Here is a 19,933-nt window from a genome sequence, read left to right as displayed (position 1 = left end):
TATGTTGACGAAGACATTAGCGAGCCTTTGTTTCCATACCGTCAGGAGATTAGGTAAAAATTTAGTGGACCGCACATTGAGAGAGGATGCGCCGTTTACGCCTCGCGCTCGACCGCGCGCCAACCGATGTCGCTTCGGTAGAAGCCGTTTTCCCAGCGCACCTGGCCGGCAAGGGCATAGGCGCGCTTCTGCGCTTCGCTCACGGTCTTGCCGGTCGCGGTAATGGCGAGCACACGGCCGCCGGTCGCGATCAGGGCGCCATCTTTGAGGGCTGTGCCGGCATGAAACACTTTCGCCTCATCGGCGTCTGCCGGCAGCGCTGATATCGGCGTGTTCTTGGCGTAGGAGCCGGGATAGCCTTTCGAAGCCATGACCACGGTCAGCGCGGCGTCATCGCTCCATTCGGCGTTGACCTGATCCAGGGTGCCGTTGGCGCAGGCGAGAAGCAGCGGCAGAAGATCGCTCTTCAGTCGCATCATCAGCACCTGGCATTCCGGATCGCCGAAGCGGACATTGTATTCGATCAGTTCCGGCCCCTTCGCGGTGATCATCAACCCGGCAAAGAAGACGCCGGAGAAGGGATGACCGCTCTCCGCCATGCCGCGCATCGTCGGCTCGATGATGTCCTTCATTGTGCGATCGACCATGTCAGGCGTCATGACCGGGGCCGGGGAATAGGCGCCCATGCCGCCGGTGTTCGGGCCGGTATCGCCGTCGCCGACGCGCTTGTGGTCCTGGGCGGTGGCCAGCGCCAGCGCATGCTTGCCGTCGCAGAGGCAGAAGAAGCTTGCTTCCTCGCCGTCCAGATAGGCCTCGATCACCACCTCCGCCCCGGCCTCGCCGAATGCGCCCTCGAAGCAGTCGTCGATGGCTGCAAGGGCTTCGTCGATCGTCATGGCGACCGTCACGCCCTTGCCGGCGGCAAGCCCGTCGGCCTTGACGACGATCGGAGCCCCCTGCGCGCGGACATAGGCCTTGGCCTTTGGCGCGTTGTTGAAGCGCTGATAGGCGCCGGTGGGGATATCGTAGCGGGCGCAGATATCCTTGGTGAAGCCCTTGGAGCCTTCCAATTGCGCCGCGGCGGCGGAGGGGCCGAACACGGCGATGCCTTCAGCGCGGAGTTTGTCGGCAATACCGGCAACCAGCGGCGCCTCCGGGCCGACCACGACGAAATCGATGGCTCTTTCCTTGCAGAAGGCGACGACGGCGTCATGATCGTCGATATCGAGCGCCGCCAGCGTCGCATGTTCGGCAATGCCGGGATTGCCTGGGGCGGCATAGAATTCCGTCATGAGCGGCGATTGCGCCAGCTTCCAGGCCAGTGCGTGCTCGCGTCCGCCCGATCCGATCAACAGAACTCTCATGGCTTGCCCTTTCGTTGCATCCTTTTGCGCGGTTAAGGGGGGTTGGGCCAAAGGTCAAGCATCAAATCCTGTGGAGGCATGGCGGTCAACATTGCCATGCCTTTTTATGTCGCTAAAGCGGGGTGCGGTTTTGGATGTCAGGTCGCCTTTCCCCCGCCGGATCGGGGTGATCTGCGTCGAAAACAGTTTCTTATGTTCGCGGGATCGTGCTTATGGTCCCCTCATGATTGTCCAGTCCAGAGAGTCACATGGCCGCTGATATCCGTTCCCTTGCCGCAACCATCGCCGCCGAGATCAATTCCCGCCCGGATCAGGCCAAGGCCGCCATCGAGCTCCTCGACGAAGGTGCGACCGTGCCGTTCATTGCCCGTTACCGCAAGGAAGTGACCGGCGGTCTCGACGATGGGCAACTGCGGACGCTGGCGGAACGGCTCGTCTATCTGCGCGAGCTGGAAGCCCGCCGTGCCGCGATCGTCGAGTCCATTACCGGCCAGGGCAAGATGACCGATGAGCTGATGGGCAAGATCGCCAAGGTTGCCACCAAGGCCGAGCTGGAAGACCTTTATCTGCCCTATAAGCCGAAGCGCCGTACCCGCGCCGAGATCGCCAGGGAACGCGGCCTCGCTCCGCTTGCCGACACCATACTTGCAGACCGGACAAAGGAGCCTGCGGTTCTCGCCGAAGGCTTCATTACAGCCGATGTGCCCGACGTGAAGGCGGCGCTCGAGGGCGCGCGCGACATCATCGCCGAAGGCATTACGGAAAATGCCGACCTGCTCGGCAAGCTGCGCGGGCATATGAAGACGACCGCCATCCTGAAGGCAACGGTCGTGGATGGTAAGCAGGAGGCGGGCGCCAAATTCTCCGATTATTTCTCGCATCAGGAGCGCTGGGCAACCGCGCCGGGCCATCGCGCGCTTGCCATGCTGCGGGGATGGAACGAAGAGGTCCTGACGCTGACCATCGATGTCGATGTTGACGCCATCTCGCCGAACAAGCCGGTCGAGCGGTTGATCGCCACGGCCTATGAGATCGGCCCGAGCCGGCCCGGCGACCGCTGGCTGATGGAGGTCGCGAGCTGGACGTGGCGCGTGAAGCTTTCCATGTCGCTGTCGCTCGACCTGATGCGTGAGCTGCGCGAGCGCGCCGAAGAGGAGGCGATCCACGTCTTCGCCCGCAATCTGAAGGATCTGCTGCTCGCAGCCCCCGCCGGTTCGCGCGCAACGATGGGTCTCGATCCGGGCATCCGCACCGGCGTCAAGGTGGCGGTGGTCGACGGCACGGGCAAGTTGCTGGAGACGACGACCGTCTATCCCTTCCCGCCGAAGAATGATGTGCGCGGCACGCAGGCGACCTTGGCGGCACTGGTCCGCAAGCACAAGGTCGAGCTGATTTCCATCGGCAACGGCACCGGCAGCCGTGAGACGGAGAAGCTTGTGGCCGACATGCTCGCCGATCTGCCGGCGCCGAAGCCGACCAAGGTCATCGTCTCGGAGGCCGGCGCCTCCGTCTATTCCGCCTCGGAGACTGCGGCACTGGAATTTCCCGGCCTCGACGTCTCGCTCCGCGGAGCCGTCTCCATCGCCCGCCGCTTGCAGGACCCGCTGGCCGAGCTCGTCAAGATCGAGCCGAAGTCGATCGGCGTCGGCCAATACCAGCACGATGTCGATCAGCTGAAGCTGTCGCGTTCGCTGGACGCGGTCGTCGAGGACGCGGTGAATGCCGTCGGTGTCGATCTGAACACGGCTTCCGCTCCGCTGCTGGCCCGTGTCTCGGGCCTCGGCCCGTCGATCGCCGATGCGATCGTCAAGCATCGAGACGGCGAGGGGGCCTTCGAGACCCGCCGCGATCTGTTGAAGGTTGCCCGCCTCGGCCAGCGCACCTTCGAGCAATGCGCCGGCTTCCTGCGCATTCCCAACGGCAAGGAGCCGCTCGATTCCTCGTCGGTGCATCCGGAAGCCTATGGCATCGCCAAGAAGATCGTTGCCGCCTGCGGACGCGACCTGCGCAGCCTGATGGGAGATACGGCAAAGCTGAAGGCCCTCGATCCCAGGCAGTTCATCGACGAGAAATTCGGTCTGCCGACCGTGCGCGACATCATTTCCGAGCTTGAAAAACCTGGCCGCGATCCGCGCCCGAGCTTCAAGACCGCGACCTTTGCCGAGGGCATCAACGAGATCGGCGACCTGAAGCCAGGAATGCTTCTCGAAGGTACGGTGACCAATGTTGCCGCCTTCGGTGCCTTCGTCGATATAGGCGTCCATCAGGACGGATTGGTGCATGTCTCGCAGCTTGCCGATCGCTTCGTGAAGGACCCGCATGAGGTGGTCAAGGCTGGCGACGTCGTGAAGGTCACGGTCGTGGAAATCGACGTGAAGCGGAAGCGAATCGCTCTCTCCATGCGCAAAGATGGCGGCACTGTGGCGCCGCCGCCGGCACGTGATTCGCGAGAGCAAGGTGGGGCACGCAACGCTGGCGGTAGGGGCGATAGTCGTCCGAAGGCGGAGCAGCAGGGCAGTTTCGGTGCCGCTCTGGCCGATGCACTCAAGCGAAAATAAGGACTTAGCGAGAGACATTGCAAGAATGTCACACTCTGGCAGTGTTGTTGCCGGAGTGCTACAGAGTGCGAAAAGGTGCGCTTGCCACAATGTTCTGAAGCGCTAGAGTCAGCCCTAATGTCATGTCATAACATTCGAGGCGTCCATGGCGTCGGCACTCTTCTCTCTTGTTACGAAACTTGTCCGTAAAGGCTCGCTGAAACTTACGCTCGCGTCCGGCGAGACGCACATGATCGGCGATGGGTCCGGCGAAATGGTCGCCATCCGCCTCGCCGACCAGCAGGCGGAGGACGCGATCGCGCGCGATCCGACCTTGAAGCTCGGCGAAATGTATATGGAAGGGCGCTTCATTCTCGAGCAGGGGGATATCTATGAATTCCTCTCTCTGGTGAAGCAGAACACCACCAACGAAATCTTCGATCTGCGCATGGCGGCCCTCCTGATGGGGCGCATCGTCTGGCAGCAGCTCAAGAGCCGGTCGCCGATCAATCGCAACAAATACAATGTCGCGCATCACTACGATCTTTCGGCCAAGCTGTTCGATCTCTTCCTCGACGATGATTGGCAATATTCCTGCGCTTATTTCGTGCCGCCTGGCATCAGCCTGGACGAAGCGCAGGTGGCCAAAAAGCGCCATATCGCCGCCAAGCTGCTGGTTGAGCCCGGCCAGCGTGTTTTGGAGATCGGCTCCGGCTGGGGTGGCATGGGCATGTATCTCGCCGAAGCCAATCCCGGCCTCGATTTTACCGGCATCACGCTCAGCGAAGAGCAGCTCAAGGTCTCCCGTGAACGCGCCGCCAAGCGCGGATTGTCCGACCGCGTCCGTTTCGAGCTGCAGGACTACCGTTACATGGCGGGCCGGAAGTTCGACCGCATCGTCTCTGTCGGCATGTTCGAACATGTCGGCATCGGCGCCTATCGCAGGTTCTTCAAGAAGGTTTCGGAACTGCTCGACGACAACGGTGTGATGGTGCTGCATTCCATTGCCCGTCCGAAGCCGAGCTTTGCCACCAATGCCTTTATCGAAAAGTATATCTTCCCGGGGGGTTATATCCCTTCGGTCGGCGAGACCTTGCCGCCGCTGGAAAAGGCCGGGCTTCTGGTCAAGGATGTCGAAATCCTGCCGATGCACTATGCGCATACGCTGCGGCACTGGCGCCAGCGCTTCGTCGCGCGAAAGGCGGAAGCCGTGGCACTCTACGACGAGAATTTCTTCCGCATGTGGGAATTCTATCTGGCCGGCTCGGAAATGGGCTTCCGCTGGGACGAGCTCTTCATCATGCAGATCCAGATTGCCAAGAACCAGTTCGCCGTTCCCGACAACCGCAACTATATTGGCGAGCGCGAGGCGAAGCTGAGGGAGTTCGAGGCGACACGGGCGCCGCTGGAGAAGATAGTGTTCTAAACCTTCGCCATTGTTTTGAATGGTTGCGCCGGATTTTGGATTTCCAAAGTCCGGCGCTTTAGCATTCAGTCCCGGCAGGTAGCGAGGATATGAATGCTATTTGACCACTTTGACGGTCAGATTCTCGTCGCTGACTTTACTTCCGTACAATACGGTCACCCGCAGGGTGAATTGATCGGTGCCGACGAAACCGGGATCGGACGTGTAGTATATCGTAGTACCTTCAATGGGCTTGCCGCTGCAGATATAGGCATCGCTATCCTTGTCGTATTTGACGTGAACCGTGCCATGTTCGAATGTGACTTTGCCATAGCTGGGCTGCTTGACCACCGCCGTATAGGGGTAGGAGTTGAAGGTGCAGTCCCGCTTCACCGACGAAGCCATTCCGAGCGCGGTCTTCTTGCCCGAAATGACTCTGTGCGAATATTGATCTTGCTTGGCGCCCCCGATCGGTGCGCTGACACAGCCGGAAAGCATCAAGCCGATGCTGAGAAACGCACCGAGATAAATCCAAGATTTGGTTTTCATTTTGCCTCTTGTTCAACCTTCATATGAGCAGGTCACTGCTCAAATTCTGGCGTCGCGCCATTACCTTGGATTGAGTAGCGCATGCCGAAATTAAATCGCTGCGACAGATCGGCGCAAGCCGGAGACCAGCGCAAGTCTCATCGAGAATTTTGCCGTCGGTCCCGAATTCGACCGCGCGTGGTTAAGAGAGCGGTAACGCGATCCGAATAGTTTGAGGCAACTCTAGGGCCGCGTGTATGGCCCTTTGTATTGCGTATTATGGAGTTGCATTGTGTTTACGAAATCGCGTCTGCTTTTCACGTTCGGCTTGTTCGCTGCCTCAGCCGGTGCGGCTTCGGCCGGAGACGGCCAGCATTTCTGGTCGGGTAACTGGTACCTAAGCGTCGGTGCGGCCGGTTTCTCGGCGCCGAAATTCGAAGGCAGCAAGCACAACAAGCTGCAGTGGTCGCCGTTGATCTCCGTCGGCAAGCAGGGCCCGGGTCCGCGTTTCTCCTCGCGCGACGACAATCCGTCCTTTGCTCTGATCGAGAGTGACGCCTTCCGAGTCGGTATCGTCGGCAAGTTCGTGCCGAGCCGGGACAGCAGCGACGGTCGTGAGCTGAGGGGCCTGAAGAAGGTCAAGTGGGGCGTTGAGGCCGGCGGTTTTGCCGAGGCCTATCCGACCGACTGGCTACGTGCCCGCGTCGAAGTCCGCCAGGGCATTCGCGCCCATAGCGGCCTCGTTGCCGATGCCGCCGTCGACGCCTTCACCGATATCACTCCGGAACTGCGCCTGTCCGGCGGCCCGCGCATGACGCTCGCCTCCAACGATTATTTCAACACCTATTACGGCGTCAACGCGCGGGAGGCGGCCGCCTCCGGCCTCAGCCGTTACAACCCGGGCGGCGGCGTGAAATCCGTCGGTGCCGGTGGCGCATTGACATGGAAGCCGTCCGAGAATTGGACAACCAGCACTTTCCTGGAATATACGCGTCTTACCGGCCCGGCCGGTGACAGCAGCCTCGTGCGCGAGCGTGGCGACCGCAATCAGCTGCTGATCGGCGTCTCCGCCAGCTACAAGTTCAACTTCACGATGAACTGAGAAATGAGCGGGGCTTAGGCTCCGCCGCTTGACCTTCAGCGTCGGATATCACTACTAATCGCCTATGCAAAAGACAGGCGACATCAACGGGCGCGTCGCTGACGCGCCATCCGGAAACTGGGTTTACCGCGTTCTGCCGCCGGTGCTTTGGCCCTATGCGCAGCTTGCGCGCTGGGACAGGCCGATCGGCTGGCAGCTTCTGATGTGGCCGTGCTTCTGGTCGGTGGCACTTGCCGCCAATGCCTCCATTTCCATGGGGCATGGTTCGCCGGGTTTTGTGGTGATCTATCACCTGTTCCTGTATTTCGTCGGTGCGGTCGCCATGCGCGGCGCCGGCTGCGCCTATAATGATCTGGTCGATCACGGGATCGACATGAAGGTCGCGCGCACGCGCTCGCGCCCACTGCCGTCTGGCCGCGTAACACGCTTTCAGACCAAGGTCTTCATCGCGCTCCAGGCTCTGGCCGGCCTTCTGGTGCTTTTGCAGTTCAATTGGTTTGCCGTCCTTCTCGGCGTGCTGTCGCTTGCGATCGTCGCGCTCTATCCTTTCGCAAAGCGCTTCACCGACTGGCCGCAGTTCTTCCTGGGTCTTGCCTTTTCCTGGGGTGCTTTGATGGGCTGGGCCGGCCTTTTCGGCAGCCTGTCGCTTGCTCCGATCGTGCTTTACGCCGCCGCCATCCTCTGGACGATCGGCTACGACACGATTTATGCGCATCAGGACAAGGAAGACGACGAGCTGATCGGCGTCCGCTCGACCGCGCGGCTCTTCGGCGACCAGACGCGCCTTTGGCTGATCGGCCTCTACGGCGCGACAGTGCTTCTGATGCTGATCGCCTTCGCCCTGGCCGGAGCCGGCTGGCTTTCCTATGTCGGCCTGATCGTCGCGGGCGGTATGTTCGCCTATCAGATCGCCGTGCTTGACATCAAAGATGGCGATCAGTGCCGAGCCCTGTTCCTATCCAACAACCGGGTTGGCCTGATTGTCTTTGCCGGGCTCTTCCTGTCGTTCCTGCTTCTTGTTCCGTGAGCATGTAACCATCGAGCATGGCTGGCGATGAGCGTTTGCTGAGGCCATAAAATCTGTCAGCCGCAGGATTGCACATCCCACGGCCGATCTTTGGTAATGTCGGAACTTAATCCTGACAGCTCAGTGCCGCGCAATGATCTCGCGGCCTTCGATCTTCATCTTGATGCCGAGCTTGCCGGTCGAGCGGCGCACGAGGAAGCGCGGGCGGCGATCGGCGAAATAGGAATGACGTCGACGCGGTTGGCTGTCCAGCGCGCGGACACTGCCCAGATGCTCTTCCAACGGACGGGCAACGCCATCGGCCTCAATCATCAGCATCGGGATACGGAAGGCTTCCGACCAGGAGCGCCAATCGGCAGCGATGTCGCTGAGATCGTGGGCAACAAGGAGGGGGATGCAGAGGTCCGGATCGGAGTGATGCAGTTCAAGCGTAACGGTGACTTCGCCGTCACCATGGTCGATGGCGCGAGCGGCGACACCCATGAAAGCGCGTTTTGGCAGGGCGACGGACAGCGGCAGGCCGCTGGACGGCAGGATCTTGCGCAGCACGGCGCCGCGCTCATCGATCGTGATGGTAACGTCACCCTCGGCACCCCGCATGGCATAGCTGACCTGTTGCGGAAAGCGCGTCGGATCAAGCCGCAGTGTGGTTCCAGCCCAGTCGGGCTTCAGGACGGTATTTGTCATCGATTCTCTACCCTTGCTTTACCTGAGAGCCGGTTTTCCGGTCTTCTCTCGGAGAACTTTTGTCCTCTCGTTGTTGGGCAGATTAGGCGCGGTCCCTTCCAGACAGCTTAAAAATTGCGGTTAAGAAAACTTTGCGTCCTCAAATGGTTAGCGAAATCGAATGCATCAGGGTTTCCATAAAGTGAATGCACGGCACGGCGGCTGCTCCATCGCGGTACACGCAAAGGATGAGGTGTTGTAAGTCTCAGGTAAGGTTTGTGTGGGAAAATGCTTCCAGATTCGCGGGCTTGTACGAGCTTATATTAGAGATCTATTGGGATTTTGCTGATGATTTCCACTTATCTTGGTTATACGGTTGCAACCAGAGATATGTCAGCGTCGCTCAATCAGGTGGCATCACAGTCTCAGAATAAGCGCCTGATCGACTATTACAATGCCAATATCGGCAAAGTAAAGAACGTCGATGACTTCGTGAATAACTATCAGCTGTACAGTTATGCAATGGAGGCCTACGGGCTCTCCGACATGACATACGCCAAGGCCTTTATGAAACAGGTGCTGACCAGCGACCTCAGCGATTCCACCAGTTTCGCCAATAAATTGACCGATCCGCGCTACAAGGAATTTGCCGCGGCGTTCAATTTCGGTACGGGCAGCACGAACACGGCGCAATCCAGCAAGCAGGAAGACGATCTGATCGGGCTTTATCAGCAATCATATACGAATGAGGCGACGGCTGCCGCGACGGAAACGAGTTACTACAGCCAGAACATCAGCTCGGTTAAGTCTGTCGATGACCTGCTCGGCAACACGCGCCTGAGGAACTACGTCCTGCAGGCCTACGGCATCGATCCGACTTACGCATCGAATTCGATCCTGAAGCAGATGCTGACGAGCGATACCAGCGATCCAAACAGCTACGTCAATCAGAACGGCGGCGCCGCCGACAAGGCTCTCGCAGCGGAGTTCAATTTCAACGCGGATGGCACGGTCAAGACATCCACGGCCGACAGCGACAATGCCTATTACGAGGCCAATATCGGCAATGTCACATCGGTCGATCAGCTGACGTCCAATCCGCGGCTGTTCCAGTACGTCAAAACAGCCTTCGATATCCCGGTCTATATCACCGCCGACCAGTTCAATGCCTCGGCCAAAGATGCGGGCGTTGCGAGCTCGAACGGGCTGACCAGCGTCATGGCCGAATTCAATTTCCAAAGCAATGGGACGGTCGCTTCCGGCTCGCAGGCGCAGACATCGGCTCAGGTGAGCGCCACGACCACGGCCTATACGACGAATTACCCTGGGGGGCCGCAGACCCTCGGCCAGCAGGCCGATGTCATGAGCGCCTATAACTCCGGCGTGCCCTCGTACACCACCAGTGTCGGCGCGGCCGACAACGCTCTGTACTATAAGGACCATATCGGCTCTATCACGTCAGTCGACCAGTTGACGTCGGACACCCGCCTCTTCGACTTTATCAAGACGGCCTACGGCGTCGATGCGAGCACACCCGCCATCGTCTTCAAAAATGCCTTTTCCGATCCGACGACCGCTTCCATCTTCGGCCTGACGGATGTCGTCGCCGCGTTCAATTTCCAATCGGACGGCACGCTTGCTTCTGGCGATACGGCCCAGTCCCAAAGCGCGATCGATGCTGCCTCGACCGCCTATATGACGAACTATCGGTCTTCGCAGTCGAACCTGACGACCGATGCGGTCAACAACTACAAGAACCGCATCGCCAACGTGAAGACCATCAAGGATTTCTTCACGAGCAATACCGCCGATAGCAGCACGTCCAACGACAGCATGCCCGAACTCTACCAGATGGCTCTGCGCGCCTATGGCATCGGTTCGAACGAGGTCACGAAGACCCAGCTGACCAAGATCCTCGAAAGCGATCCCTACGATTCCAAGAGCTATGTCAGCTCGCTTAAGGATTCGCGCTTTACGGCGCTTGCCAAGGCCTTCAATTTCGATAGCGCGGGCAATCTGAAGCCTCCGGTCCAGTCCCTGTCGCAAACGCAGACGAACAGCTATATTTCCGAATATTCCAGCCGCTCCACGGCAGGATTGACGGGCGCCCTGCTGACCAAGGCGACCAATGACGCCAAGACTGCCGGCACCTATTTCGCGACCAACATCGTCAATGTCACCAGCGTCACCGGTCTGCTTGCCGACAGCAAGCTCACAAATTTCATCCTGACCGCCAACGGCATCGATCCGAAAACCGTCGACACGGCGACGCTGAAGAAGGCTTTCGCCTCCGATCCGTCCGACTCCAAGAGCTTTATCAACACCGCTGATGGTGCCAAGTTCAAGAGCATCGTCGAGGCGTTCAATTTCGATACGAGCGGGAACCTGACGGACAGCAAGCTCGGCACCGCACAGAATGGGGGCGCTCTCGCCCAGACGAACGATCTCTACCTGCATCAGACGCTCGAGGATCAGGAAGGACAAACCAACGCTGGTGTGCGCCTGGCGCTCTACTTCCAGCGCAAGGCGCCGAGTATCAATTCGATTTACGACATCATGGGCGATACCGCGCTCTACCAGGTCATAACCACCACCTACAGCTTGCCGAGCTCGATCTCTTCGATGGATGTCACTACCCAGGCCAATATGCTGAGCAAGTTCGTTAACGTTTCCGATCTTCAGGATCCGGACAAGGTCAATAAGCTGCTGCAGCGATTCTCTGCCATGTATGACCTGGAGAACAATACCGCGTCGTCCACGTCGCCGGCCCTGTCGATTCTGACGAGCTCTTCATCGGGCGTCGGCATCAGCGCCGACACGCTGCTGTCGATCGCGCAGCTGTCCTCGTCCAAGTAACGAACCCCGCAAAAAAATCCGATCTGCATTCCCGCCGCGTTTCCGCGCGGCAAGTGCGCCTATTTGCGCGGAATTTTCGATGTTGTTCGGGCGGCACAGACAGCAGGAATACGTGCTTTCAGCAGCGGTCAGAAGGAACTTATTAACCATCCTTGCCCTATTCGATTTGAGAAGCCATCGGCAATATCAATGACTGGGTTGCAGGTCTCATGCGTCTTTCCCGAACGACACTTTCGAATGCGTCACAAGGCGTCCAGCCGGAGGGCGAACTCGACCCGGAACAGGCCGCCGAGGAGGCGCGTCGGATCGAGCAGATTGCTGCCCGCCGTGCATTCCTGGAAGAGAAGATTCGCAACGCCCGCGAAGCCAAGCGCAAGGCCGAGGAGCATCGCCGCGCCGAGGAATTGCGGCGTGCCGAAGAGGCAAGGCAGCGGACGGCCGCCGTACCGAAACCGGTCGTCGAGGCTTTGCAGGCGAAGCCCGCGGAGAAGGATCCGGTGATGACCGTCCTGCCGCATGGAATTTCGGCGGAGGATCTTGCCTCGCCCGGCTGGCAGAACGCTTTTCTGATGGGTCCGAACGTTCGGTTCACCCGCACGCGGGAAAACGAGATCATCAGCCGTCGCCCGCCCGCCGAGCCGCCGGCTGAAATCGCGCCGCCGGTCTCCACTCATGCCGCGATGCGGGTCATGGAACCGCCCGTCATCGAGGCACCGGCCACCCTCGCTGCGCCGCAGCCGGCGCAGCCCGCCGAGTTCCATCTGCCGCTGCTTGAGGACATGCCTTTTGCGGTGGAGAGCTACATGCCATCAGTAATTCAGAAATCTCCGGCAACCGAGCCGGACGCATTGGAGATGACCGTTATCGCTACCGCATTTTCGAAGGCTCCGGCGACCGCGCTGGACGCTTCCCCAGTATCGTTGAATGTTTCCGAATCCGTTGCCGCGCCTGTGGTCGAGTCGCGGCTCGCTCATCTCTCCGATTTCGCTTTCTGGGACGCGATGCCCTTCGACGGCGAATTCGTCTCCGCCATCAGGGGCGCGCCGACCCAGCCGGTGATGATTCCCGAGCTTAAGGTTGAAGCCGAATCGATCGTCGCGAAGTTCCGCATCGTGGAATGCCGCCGGCCGGCTGCGGTTGCGGAGATTCAGCGGACTGTCGAAGCGGCTTTTGCCGTTGAAGCTGCTGTGTTGGCCGAAGCTGTTCCAAGCCTCTCGACGGCAACAGTCAGTACGCCGGCCATGGACGAACTGGCGGCTTGGGAAGCTGCCGTTCTGGCGCCGGTCGTAGAAGAGGCATCCGAGATTGCCGCACCTGCCGTTGTCGAGCCGCAAGTCGTAGCCCAGCCGGAGGTATTCGTACCGCCTGCTTTCGTAACGGCCGTCTACGGCGCTGAGGCCGCTCCGGTTGCCGAATCTCGTCCGGCCCCGGTAATGGTCGTGGCACCTATGCCGGCCAAGGTCGCAGCACCTGCACCTGCCGGGCCGATTGCCAAGGCAACACCGACCGTTCCCGCCGTCGAAGCCGCTGCCCAGCGGCTGATCGATGCGCCGCCGTCGCGGATTACGCCACGTCGACCCGCATCGCTGACGCCGCCCGAGTGGCGCCCGATCGCCCAAAGCGGCGAGGGAGAATATGAGTTCCCCCCGCGCGAGCTGCTGCAGGAGCCTGCGGTTCGATCCGGCGTGATCATGACCCAGGAAACGCTGGAGCAGAATGCCGGCCTGCTGGAAAGCGTGCTGGAAGACTTCGGCGTCAAGGGCGAGATCATCCACGTTCGCCCCGGCCCCGTCGTCACGCTCTACGAATTCGAGCCGGCACCCGGCGTCAAATCCTCGCGGGTCATCAATCTTGCCGATGACATCGCCCGCTCAATGTCCGCATTATCAGCCCGCGTCGCTGTGGTCCCCGGCCGCAACGTCATCGGCATCGAACTGCCGAACGTCACCCGCGAGACCGTCTATTTCCGCGAGATGATCGAATCCCCGGATTTCGAAAAGAGCGGCTACAAGCTGGCGCTCGGCCTCGGCAAGACGATCGGCGGCGAACCCGTCATCGCCGAACTGGCGAAGATGCCGCATCTGCTCGTCGCCGGCACCACCGGCTCCGGCAAGTCGGTCGCCATCAATACGATGATCCTGTCGCTGCTCTATCGCATGTCGCCGGAACAGTGCCGCCTGATCATGGTCGATCCGAAGATGCTGGAACTGTCGGTTTACGACGGCATCCCGCACCTCCTGACCCCCGTCGTCACCGATCCCAAGAAGGCCGTGATGGCGCTGAAATGGGCGGTGCGCGAGATGGAGGATCGCTACAGGAAGATGTCGCGTCTCGGCGTGCGCAATATCGACGGCTACAACAGCCGCGTCGCCTCCGCCAAGGAAAAGGGCGAGACGATCCACGTCATGGTCCAGACCGGCTTCGACAAGGGCACCGGCGCCCCGATCGAGGAAAGCCAGGAGATGGACCTGACGCCAATGCCCTATATCGTCGTCATCGTCGACGAAATGGCCGACCTGATGATGGTCGCCGGCAAGGAAATCGAAGGCGCGATCCAGCGTCTGGCACAGATGGCGCGCGCTGCCGGTATTCACCTGATCATGGCGACGCAGCGTCCTTCGGTCGACGTCATCACCGGCACGATCAAGGCAAACTTCCCGACGCGTATCTCCTTTCAGGTGACGTCGAAGATCGACAGCCGCACCATCCTCGGCGAGCAGGGCGCCGAACAGCTCCTTGGCCAGGGCGACATGCTGCATATGGCCGGTGGCGGCCGTATCTCCCGTGTTCACGGTCCTTTCGTCTCGGATGAGGAAGTCGAAAAGGTCGTAGCCCACCTGAAGCTGCAGGGCCGGCCGGAATATCTCGACACGGTCACCGCCGACGAGGACGAGGAAGACGACGAAGAGGATACCGCGGTTTTCGACAAGGGCGCCATCGCCTCCGAAGACGGCGACGACCTCTACGAACAGGCGATCAAAGTCGTCATGCGCGACAAGAAGTGCTCGACCTCCTACATCCAGCGGCGCCTCGGCATCGGCTATAACCGCGCGGCCTCGCTCGTCGAACGCATGGAGAAGGACGGCCTCGTCGGTCCCGCCAACCATGTGGGCAAGCGCGAGATCATCTCGGGCAACCGCAATGGCGGGGGGCAGGGAGTGCCGGCGAATAATGCGAGCCAGGAAGATTTCGATTGATCCGGAAGGCACCCAGCCAGGTGTAATCCAAACTTAACTGGGAAGCGGCCTTTCGAATGGAAGGCCGCTTTTGTTTTGTCAGACGCGCTCGAGCTTGATGTGCGGCAAGGGCGGCAGCTCGACCCGGATGGTATCGTCACACTGCACCCGGCCACCCTGCGATACGATGCCCATGATGCCCGCCTTGCGGACCAGGCCGCCCTCGGCATCGCGATCGAGCACGGCATGCAGCAGGCCCCTCTGGAAATCGTCTATCTGCTTGCAGGGGTTTCGCAGACCCGTCACCTCGACGATCGCTTCTTCGCCTATATGCAGACGCGTTCCCTGCGGCAGCGAAAGCAGGTCGATGCCTCTGGTCGCAATGTTCTCGCCCATGTCGCCCGGAGCGACGGAAAATCCCTTTTCGGTAAGTTCGTCGAACAGCTCTTCGTGGATGAGATGCACCTGGCGCAGATTGGGCTGCGTCGGATCGACTGCGACGCGCGAGCGATGCTTCACCGTGACCCCCATATGCGCGTCGCCTTCCACGCCGAGGCCCGTCAGCAGCTGGATGTGAGTCCGGTTCTGCTTGCTGAACCCGTGCACATTGCTGCTGCTGACTGAGGTTACATATATGCGCTTGCCGCTCATGCCGAACCCTTCCATAAACGATCCAGATCTCTATAAATTGGTGTATACCAATTTCAAGGCGACGGAATTGTGATGGATGAGAAAAATCGGCAGGGTGACGGCGTAAAAACCGTTGGTGGTTGGGTGGCCGTGGCCACCGAGCTGCGAGCCGCCATCGACAGAGGCAGGCACGCTCCGGGTAGCCGCCTGCCGAGCGAGCGCGCTTTGTCGGAACAATTCGGTGTTTCGCGGGTGACGATGCGGCGCGCGATCGCCGAGTTGGAGGGGGAGGGGCTGCTGCGCGTGGCGCGCGGAAGCGGCGCTTATGTCCGCGCCGATATGCCCGTCCGCTTCAAACTGGGTGACAAGGTGAGGTTCAGCAAGGATCTGACCGCGACGGAGGCAAACCTCACCCGCAAAGTTCTTTCGACCAGCGAAATTCCAGCCAATGCCAATATCGCGACGAGGCTCAATCTGCAGCCGGGCGAAATGGTGCTGGAAATGCGCGTGGTTGCCTATGCCGACGAACTTCCTGTCTCGGTTGTCATCCGAAGTTGCTCCGCGATGCGCTTTCCCGGCCTGACGGAAAAGTTCGCCGCAACGGGCTCGTTTACAGCGGCGCTGAAGGATTACGGTGTGACGGACTATTGGCGCCGCTCCACCGACATCACGGCGCGTATGCCGACCGAGGCCGAGGCGCGCCTTCTACAGCAATCGCGTCTGACACCGGTTCTTGCCTATGCCGGCGAAGACGTCGATGCCGACGGCACGGTCATTTCGTGCCAAATCGGCTGTTTCGCTTCCGAGCGGGTCGTTGTGACAGTCTAAAATCTCAGGGCCTGAGGACCTTCCCCGGATTCATGATCCCAGCCGGGTCGAACGCCATCTTGATCCGGCGCATCAGGTCCATCTCGATATCCGAGCGGATCGAAGCCAGTTCGTCGCGTTTCAGCTGGCCGATACCATGCTCGGCGGAGATAGAGCCGCCATGCTGCAGCACCAGCCCGTGCACGATCTTGTTCATCTCGTGCCAGCGGCCGATGAATTCTTCCTTATCGGCGCCCACGGGCTGCGAGATGTTGTAGTGAATATTGCCGTCGCCCATATGGCCGAAGGCGCAGATGCGAGCGCCGGGCAGGGCCGCGATAACCGCCTTTTCCGCCTCGGCCATGAATTGCGGAACCTGCGCCACCGGCACGGAAACGTCATGCTTGATCGAGCCGCCTTCCGGCTTCTGTGCATCCGACATGCTTTCCCGCATGTGCCAGATGGCCTTCTGCTGTGCTTCGGAGCTGGCGATCGTTGCATCCTGGATCAGGCCGGCCTCGTAGCCTTGCTCCAACAGCGTCGTCATCATCCGCTCTGCGGTTTCGGCTGAGTCCGAGGTGGAGATATCGATCAGCACGTACCAGGGATACGCTGTCTCCAGCGGATCGCGGACGCCGGGGATGTGCCGGGCAGTGAATTCGATACCGATGCGCGGCATCAGCTCGAAACCGGTCAGCGCCGTGCCGCAGAGGCTCGAAGCGTTCTTGAACAGGGTCAGCGCCTCATCGACCGATTGCAGGCCGGCAAAGGCGACCTGATGGCCGAGCGGCTGCGGGAAGAGCTTCAGCACTGCGCCGGTGATGACGCCCAGCGTGCCTTCGGCGCCGATGAACAGATCGCGCAGATCGTAGCCGGTATTGTCCTTCTTCAGGCGGCGCAGCCCGTTCCAGATCTCGCCAGTGGGCAACACAACTTCGAGGCCGAGGCAGAGTTGGCGCATATTGCCATAGGCGAGAACGGCCGTGCCGCCGGCATTGGTGGAGAGGTTGCCGGCGATGCGGCAGGAACCTTCCGAGCCGAGCGACAGCGGAAACATGCGGCCATGTTCGGCCGCTGCCTTATGCACATCCGCCAGGATGCAGCCGCCATCGACGATCATCGTATTGCCGACCGGATCGATATCGCGGATGCGATTCATGCGCTCGAGCGACAGGATGATGTCGGAGCCGCCCTCGCGCGGCGTCTGGCCGCCGACAAGGCCGGTATTGCCGGTCTGCGGCACGATGGCCGTGCCGGTCTCGCTGGCGAGCTTGAGGATCGCTGATACTTCTTCCACGGAGCCGGGCTTCAGCAGCATCGGCGATGCGCCGTGGTAGAGGCCGCGGTTTTCCACCAGATGCGGTGCGATCTCCACGGGGTCACGGGTCGCATGCTTTTCGCCCACGATGGCGGTGAAGCGGTCGAGAAGGGCGGAGGAGGGGGCGAAGCTGCTCATGGTGTGTCCTTTGCCGATAGGGTTCGGGCCGATTTAGTCTCTGGAACTTGCTGATCTTCTTCGAATTGTCATCAAGTTCCAGTTATTCGCTTTTGCATGTGTCCCAAAACCGCTTCGCACTTTTGGGGATCATGCTCGGGGCGCGGCCGCGCGGCGCAGCCGGTCGTTGATGGCCTCGCCGAGGCCCTCGTCGGGAATGTGGGAAAAGGCGATCGTCACGGCACCCGTCGCGTCGGCGCGCTTCATGAAATCGAAGAGGTTGGCGGCTGCTTCCGAAAGATCGCCGCTAGGGCTGAGATCCAGCACGGCAACGGCATTTCCGATGCCGGCAATCTCGGGTGTCCCGAAGCGGATCAGAGCTTCGTCCGGCGAAACATCGGTCGCATCGAGCCGCACGGCTGCGCCCGGCGCATAATGCGAAGCAAGCATGCCTGGCGCTTCGATGGCAGGTGCCGCACCTCTCTTGCGCTTCACGGCCTTGCCTGCCACCCGCTCGATCTCGCGCGCCGCCAATCCGCCCGGCCGCAGCAGCCGCAGCTCGCCGTCCTCGACCTTGACGATGGTCGATTCGACGCCCACCACCGAAGCGCCGGCATCGAGGATCAGCGTGATCCGCTCTCCGAGGTCGTCGTCGACATGATCGGCGCTGGTGGCGCTGATCTTGCCCGACGTATTGGCGCTTGGGGCGGCCAGAGGCTTTCCGAAGGCGCGGATCAGCTCGCCGGCAAAGCCCTGCGGCACGCGGATGCCGACCGTGTCGAGACCGGCGGTCGCCAGCGGATGGATGCCGCTTTCAGGCCGTAGCGGCAGCACCAGCGTCAGCGGACCGGGCCAGAAGGCTTCCGCCAGCTTGCGGGAGATGGGATCGAAGATCGCGTAGCGTTCGGCCATGGCCAGATCGCTCATATGGCAGATCAGCGGATTGAAGCGCGGCCGGCCCTTGGTTTCGTATATCCGGGTGATGGCGGCCGGATTGGTGGCATCGGCGGCAAGCCCATAGACGGTCTCCGTCGGCAATCCGATCGGCAACCCCTCGGCAAGCGTTGCCGAGGCGACCTCTATCGCCGTTTGCGGATGTTCAAGGATGTCTATGTGTCGTGCCATGGCCTGCCCGTTTGCAGTTCAGGCCGTTCTTATGCTTTTCAAGTTTTCGGATCAATGATCAAAGCTGGCGAATGATGTCGCGAAGCTGCTCGTTGCGGGCGCCGAGCAGCAGGACGTTGCGGATGGCGGTCTGCGGATCATGGGTGTGGAAGAGCACGCCGTTGCCCCGGATGTCGCGATTGATCGTCAGCTTCTTTTCCGACGCTTCCTTGTCCGGATGGACGGCGACGGCGAAATACATTCGCGAATATTTCAGGCTGATGTCTTCGAAGAAATTGTCGTTCTGGCCGAGGCGGGCAAAGAAATTGGCGATGTAGAAGGCCCAGCTTACCTCCTCATATTTCGCGAATTGCGTTCGCGCCGCGGTGACGTGGCAATAGCCGAGATGCGGCGTATCCCGCAGGGTGTGATGGAAGATCAGTTTCGGAAAGCGGATCGACTGGTGAAAGCTGTTGAGACGGCCATGGGTTGTCTCGCCGGCGTTCCGCAGCTTGCTCGCCGTGCGTTCGGCCACTTCCTCGAACGTGAGGTAACGTCGCTCCTCGGCGAGCCAATGCGTCTTGTCGCGATTGATGCGGCCGGTGCGGAGAAATTCCGTATACCCCGCCGCCGGCGGCACCGGCTCCGGGTTGGCGGGTTTCTTGGCATCGAAATATCTGAGTTTTGCCATGCCGGCTCGCCATCGAGGTCTGGATGCCGAATGATAGATCGTCTAGCTTGAGCCGGGCTGAAGCGCGCGCTCTTGCTGGCGGATCGTTGAAAAGGATCAGAATCATGCCCGGCATTACCGATCTCAAGCTGCTGCTGGCGGACATGAAGCCGAATCTTGCCGAGGGCGAGTTCGTCTATTGCAGCGTGCCGGCTTCGGCGCTCGCCGATCATATTCACCTGGAGCCGATCGGGCTCTTTCGGGAAAGGGAGGGAGTGACGTTGATCCTTCCTCTGGAAGCAGCGCGGCAGGCAGGGCTTCCGACGGCCCCCGCCATGCGGATGATCACGCTCGATATCCATTCCTCGCTGGAGGCGGTCGGCCTGACCGCAGCCTTTGCCACGGCCTTGGGAAATGAGGGCATCAGCGCCAATGTCGTCGCCGCCTACTATCACGATCATATCTTCGTTCCGGCCGTTGATGCCGGCCGTGCGGTGGCGGCGCTGCAGGCGCTTTCGCAGGCGCACGCGCGCCTTTGATCGCCTGCCATCGGCGGACCTGTCGCATTCAGAATAAAGCGTCGCTCGCGAGAGGTGGGAGGATCACTATTCCTGCATCCCACGGCG

General features: G+C 60.7%; 15 protein-coding genes. 8 read left to right on the top strand and 7 right to left on the bottom strand.

Features of this window, described 5'->3' with window-relative positions; all coding sequences use genetic code 11:
* Nucleotides 1-95: 95 nt before the first annotated feature.
* Entirely contained in the window at nt 96-1,364 is a 1,269-nt protein-coding gene (gene purD, locus GA0061101_RS02485; protein WP_047640406.1) for a phosphoribosylamine--glycine ligase, read from the bottom strand.
* A gap of 248 nt (nt 1,365-1,612) precedes the next feature.
* On the opposite strand from purD, the gene GA0061101_RS02480 reads away from it, so the two are divergent.
* Both GA0061101_RS02480 and GA0061101_RS02475 read left to right on the top strand, forming a co-directional pair.
* Nucleotides 1,613-3,922, top strand: a complete 2,310-nt coding sequence (locus tag GA0061101_RS02480; RefSeq protein WP_037198536.1) for a Tex family protein — start codon at nt 1,613-1,615, stop codon at nt 3,920-3,922.
* 145 nt (nt 3,923-4,067) lie between these two features.
* Nucleotides 4,068-5,327 (top strand): cyclopropane fatty acid synthase, encoded by a 1,260-nt coding sequence (locus GA0061101_RS02475; protein ID WP_037198537.1) that lies wholly within the window; start codon nt 4,068-4,070, stop codon nt 5,325-5,327.
* Between the two features lie 96 nt (nt 5,328-5,423).
* On the opposite strand, the gene GA0061101_RS02470 is transcribed toward GA0061101_RS02475, so the two are convergent.
* A complete protein-coding gene (locus tag GA0061101_RS02470; RefSeq protein WP_092572948.1) occupies nt 5,424-5,855 on the bottom strand; it encodes a hypothetical protein in 432 nt (143 codons plus the stop codon).
* Between the two features lie 289 nt (nt 5,856-6,144).
* On the opposite strand from GA0061101_RS02470, the gene GA0061101_RS02465 reads away from it, so the two are divergent.
* A complete protein-coding gene (locus tag GA0061101_RS02465; protein ID WP_425349987.1) occupies nt 6,145-6,936 on the top strand; it encodes a MipA/OmpV family protein in 792 nt (263 codons plus the stop codon).
* A gap of 64 nt (nt 6,937-7,000) precedes the next feature.
* On the top strand, nt 7,001-7,963 hold the full coding sequence (gene ubiA, locus GA0061101_RS02460; protein ID WP_092572946.1) for a 4-hydroxybenzoate octaprenyltransferase: 963 nt from the start codon (nt 7,001-7,003) through the stop codon (nt 7,961-7,963).
* Between the two features lie 120 nt (nt 7,964-8,083).
* Here the strand turns inward: ubiA and GA0061101_RS02455 are convergent, their stop codons facing one another.
* Nucleotides 8,084-8,650 (bottom strand): DUF6101 family protein, encoded by a 567-nt coding sequence (locus tag GA0061101_RS02455; RefSeq protein ID WP_037198541.1) that lies wholly within the window; start codon nt 8,648-8,650, stop codon nt 8,084-8,086.
* 327 nt (nt 8,651-8,977) lie between these two features.
* On the opposite strand from GA0061101_RS02455, the gene GA0061101_RS02450 reads away from it, so the two are divergent.
* Together GA0061101_RS02450 and GA0061101_RS02445 are read left to right on the top strand one after the other, a co-directional pair.
* Nucleotides 8,978-11,485 (top strand): DUF1217 domain-containing protein, encoded by a 2,508-nt coding sequence (locus tag GA0061101_RS02450; RefSeq protein WP_092572945.1) that lies wholly within the window; start codon nt 8,978-8,980, stop codon nt 11,483-11,485.
* Between the two features lie 209 nt (nt 11,486-11,694).
* Entirely contained in the window at nt 11,695-14,682 is a 2,988-nt protein-coding gene (locus GA0061101_RS02445) for a DNA translocase FtsK (RefSeq protein ID WP_092572944.1), read from the top strand.
* Nucleotides 14,683-14,760: 78 nt separating this feature from the next.
* Here GA0061101_RS02445 and GA0061101_RS02440 read toward each other — a convergent pair whose 3' ends face one another.
* Complete coding sequence (locus tag GA0061101_RS02440) at nt 14,761-15,312, bottom strand: MOSC domain-containing protein (RefSeq protein ID WP_092572943.1); 552 nt, start codon at nt 15,310-15,312, stop codon at nt 14,761-14,763.
* 72 nt (nt 15,313-15,384) lie between these two features.
* Between GA0061101_RS02440 and phnF the strand changes: the two genes are divergently transcribed.
* Complete coding sequence (gene phnF, locus GA0061101_RS02435; protein ID WP_092572942.1) at nt 15,385-16,119, top strand: phosphonate metabolism transcriptional regulator PhnF; 735 nt, start codon at nt 15,385-15,387, stop codon at nt 16,117-16,119.
* Nucleotides 16,120-16,123: 4 nt separating this feature from the next.
* Here phnF and GA0061101_RS02430 read toward each other — a convergent pair whose 3' ends face one another.
* The 3 genes from GA0061101_RS02430 to GA0061101_RS02420 all read right to left on the bottom strand — a co-directional run bounded on the left by GA0061101_RS02430 (nt 16,124) and on the right by GA0061101_RS02420 (nt 19,328).
* Complete coding sequence (locus tag GA0061101_RS02430; RefSeq protein WP_092572941.1) at nt 16,124-17,554, bottom strand: FAD-binding oxidoreductase; 1,431 nt, start codon at nt 17,552-17,554, stop codon at nt 16,124-16,126.
* Between the two features lie 129 nt (nt 17,555-17,683).
* On the bottom strand, nt 17,684-18,658 hold the full coding sequence (locus GA0061101_RS02425) for an L-threonylcarbamoyladenylate synthase (protein WP_092572940.1): 975 nt from the start codon (nt 18,656-18,658) through the stop codon (nt 17,684-17,686).
* A 58-nt stretch (nt 18,659-18,716) separates the two neighbouring features.
* Nucleotides 18,717-19,328 carry a DUF6656 family protein gene (locus GA0061101_RS02420; RefSeq protein WP_037198549.1) on the bottom strand — a complete coding sequence of 204 codons (612 nt, stop codon included), beginning with the start codon at nt 19,326-19,328 and terminating at the stop codon, nt 18,717-18,719.
* Nucleotides 19,329-19,432: 104 nt separating this feature from the next.
* Between GA0061101_RS02420 and GA0061101_RS02415 the strand changes: the two genes are divergently transcribed.
* Nucleotides 19,433-19,846, top strand: a complete 414-nt coding sequence (locus GA0061101_RS02415) for an ACT domain-containing protein (RefSeq protein WP_037198550.1) — start codon at nt 19,433-19,435, stop codon at nt 19,844-19,846.
* The last annotated feature ends 87 nt before the right edge of the window (nt 19,847-19,933 follow it).

It is taken from the genome of Martinezella lusitana, assembly GCF_900094565.1.
Lineage (GTDB): Bacteria > Pseudomonadota > Alphaproteobacteria > Rhizobiales > Rhizobiaceae > Rhizobium > Rhizobium lusitanum.
Note: the sequence above shows the minus strand (reverse complement) of the source record. Positions and strands in the feature narration are given on the sequence as shown.

Coding starts and splice junctions, on each gene's coding strand:
- GA0061101_RS02415 (WP_037198550.1), top strand. CDS start 19,433: ATGCCCGGCATTACCGATCTCAAGCTGCTGCTGGCGGACATGAAGCCG.
- phnF (WP_092572942.1), top strand. CDS start 15,385: ATGGATGAGAAAAATCGGCAGGGTGACGGCGTAAAAACCGTTGGTGGT.
- GA0061101_RS02440 (WP_092572943.1), bottom strand. CDS start 15,312: ATGAGCGGCAAGCGCATATATGTAACCTCAGTCAGCAGCAGCAATGTG.
- GA0061101_RS02450 (WP_092572945.1), top strand. CDS start 8,978: ATGATTTCCACTTATCTTGGTTATACGGTTGCAACCAGAGATATGTCA.
- GA0061101_RS02430 (WP_092572941.1), bottom strand. CDS start 17,554: ATGAGCAGCTTCGCCCCCTCCTCCGCCCTTCTCGACCGCTTCACCGCC.
- GA0061101_RS02475 (WP_037198537.1), top strand. CDS start 4,068: ATGGCGTCGGCACTCTTCTCTCTTGTTACGAAACTTGTCCGTAAAGGC.
- GA0061101_RS02455 (WP_037198541.1), bottom strand. CDS start 8,650: ATGACAAATACCGTCCTGAAGCCCGACTGGGCTGGAACCACACTGCGG.
- GA0061101_RS02470 (WP_092572948.1), bottom strand. CDS start 5,855: ATGAAAACCAAATCTTGGATTTATCTCGGTGCGTTTCTCAGCATCGGC.
- GA0061101_RS02425 (WP_092572940.1), bottom strand. CDS start 18,658: ATGGCACGACACATAGACATCCTTGAACATCCGCAAACGGCGATAGAG.
- purD (WP_047640406.1), bottom strand. CDS start 1,364: ATGAGAGTTCTGTTGATCGGATCGGGCGGACGCGAGCACGCACTGGCC.
- GA0061101_RS02445 (WP_092572944.1), top strand. CDS start 11,695: ATGCGTCTTTCCCGAACGACACTTTCGAATGCGTCACAAGGCGTCCAG.
- ubiA (WP_092572946.1), top strand. CDS start 7,001: ATGCAAAAGACAGGCGACATCAACGGGCGCGTCGCTGACGCGCCATCC.
- GA0061101_RS02480 (WP_037198536.1), top strand. CDS start 1,613: ATGGCCGCTGATATCCGTTCCCTTGCCGCAACCATCGCCGCCGAGATC.
- GA0061101_RS02420 (WP_037198549.1), bottom strand. CDS start 19,328: ATGGCAAAACTCAGATATTTCGATGCCAAGAAACCCGCCAACCCGGAG.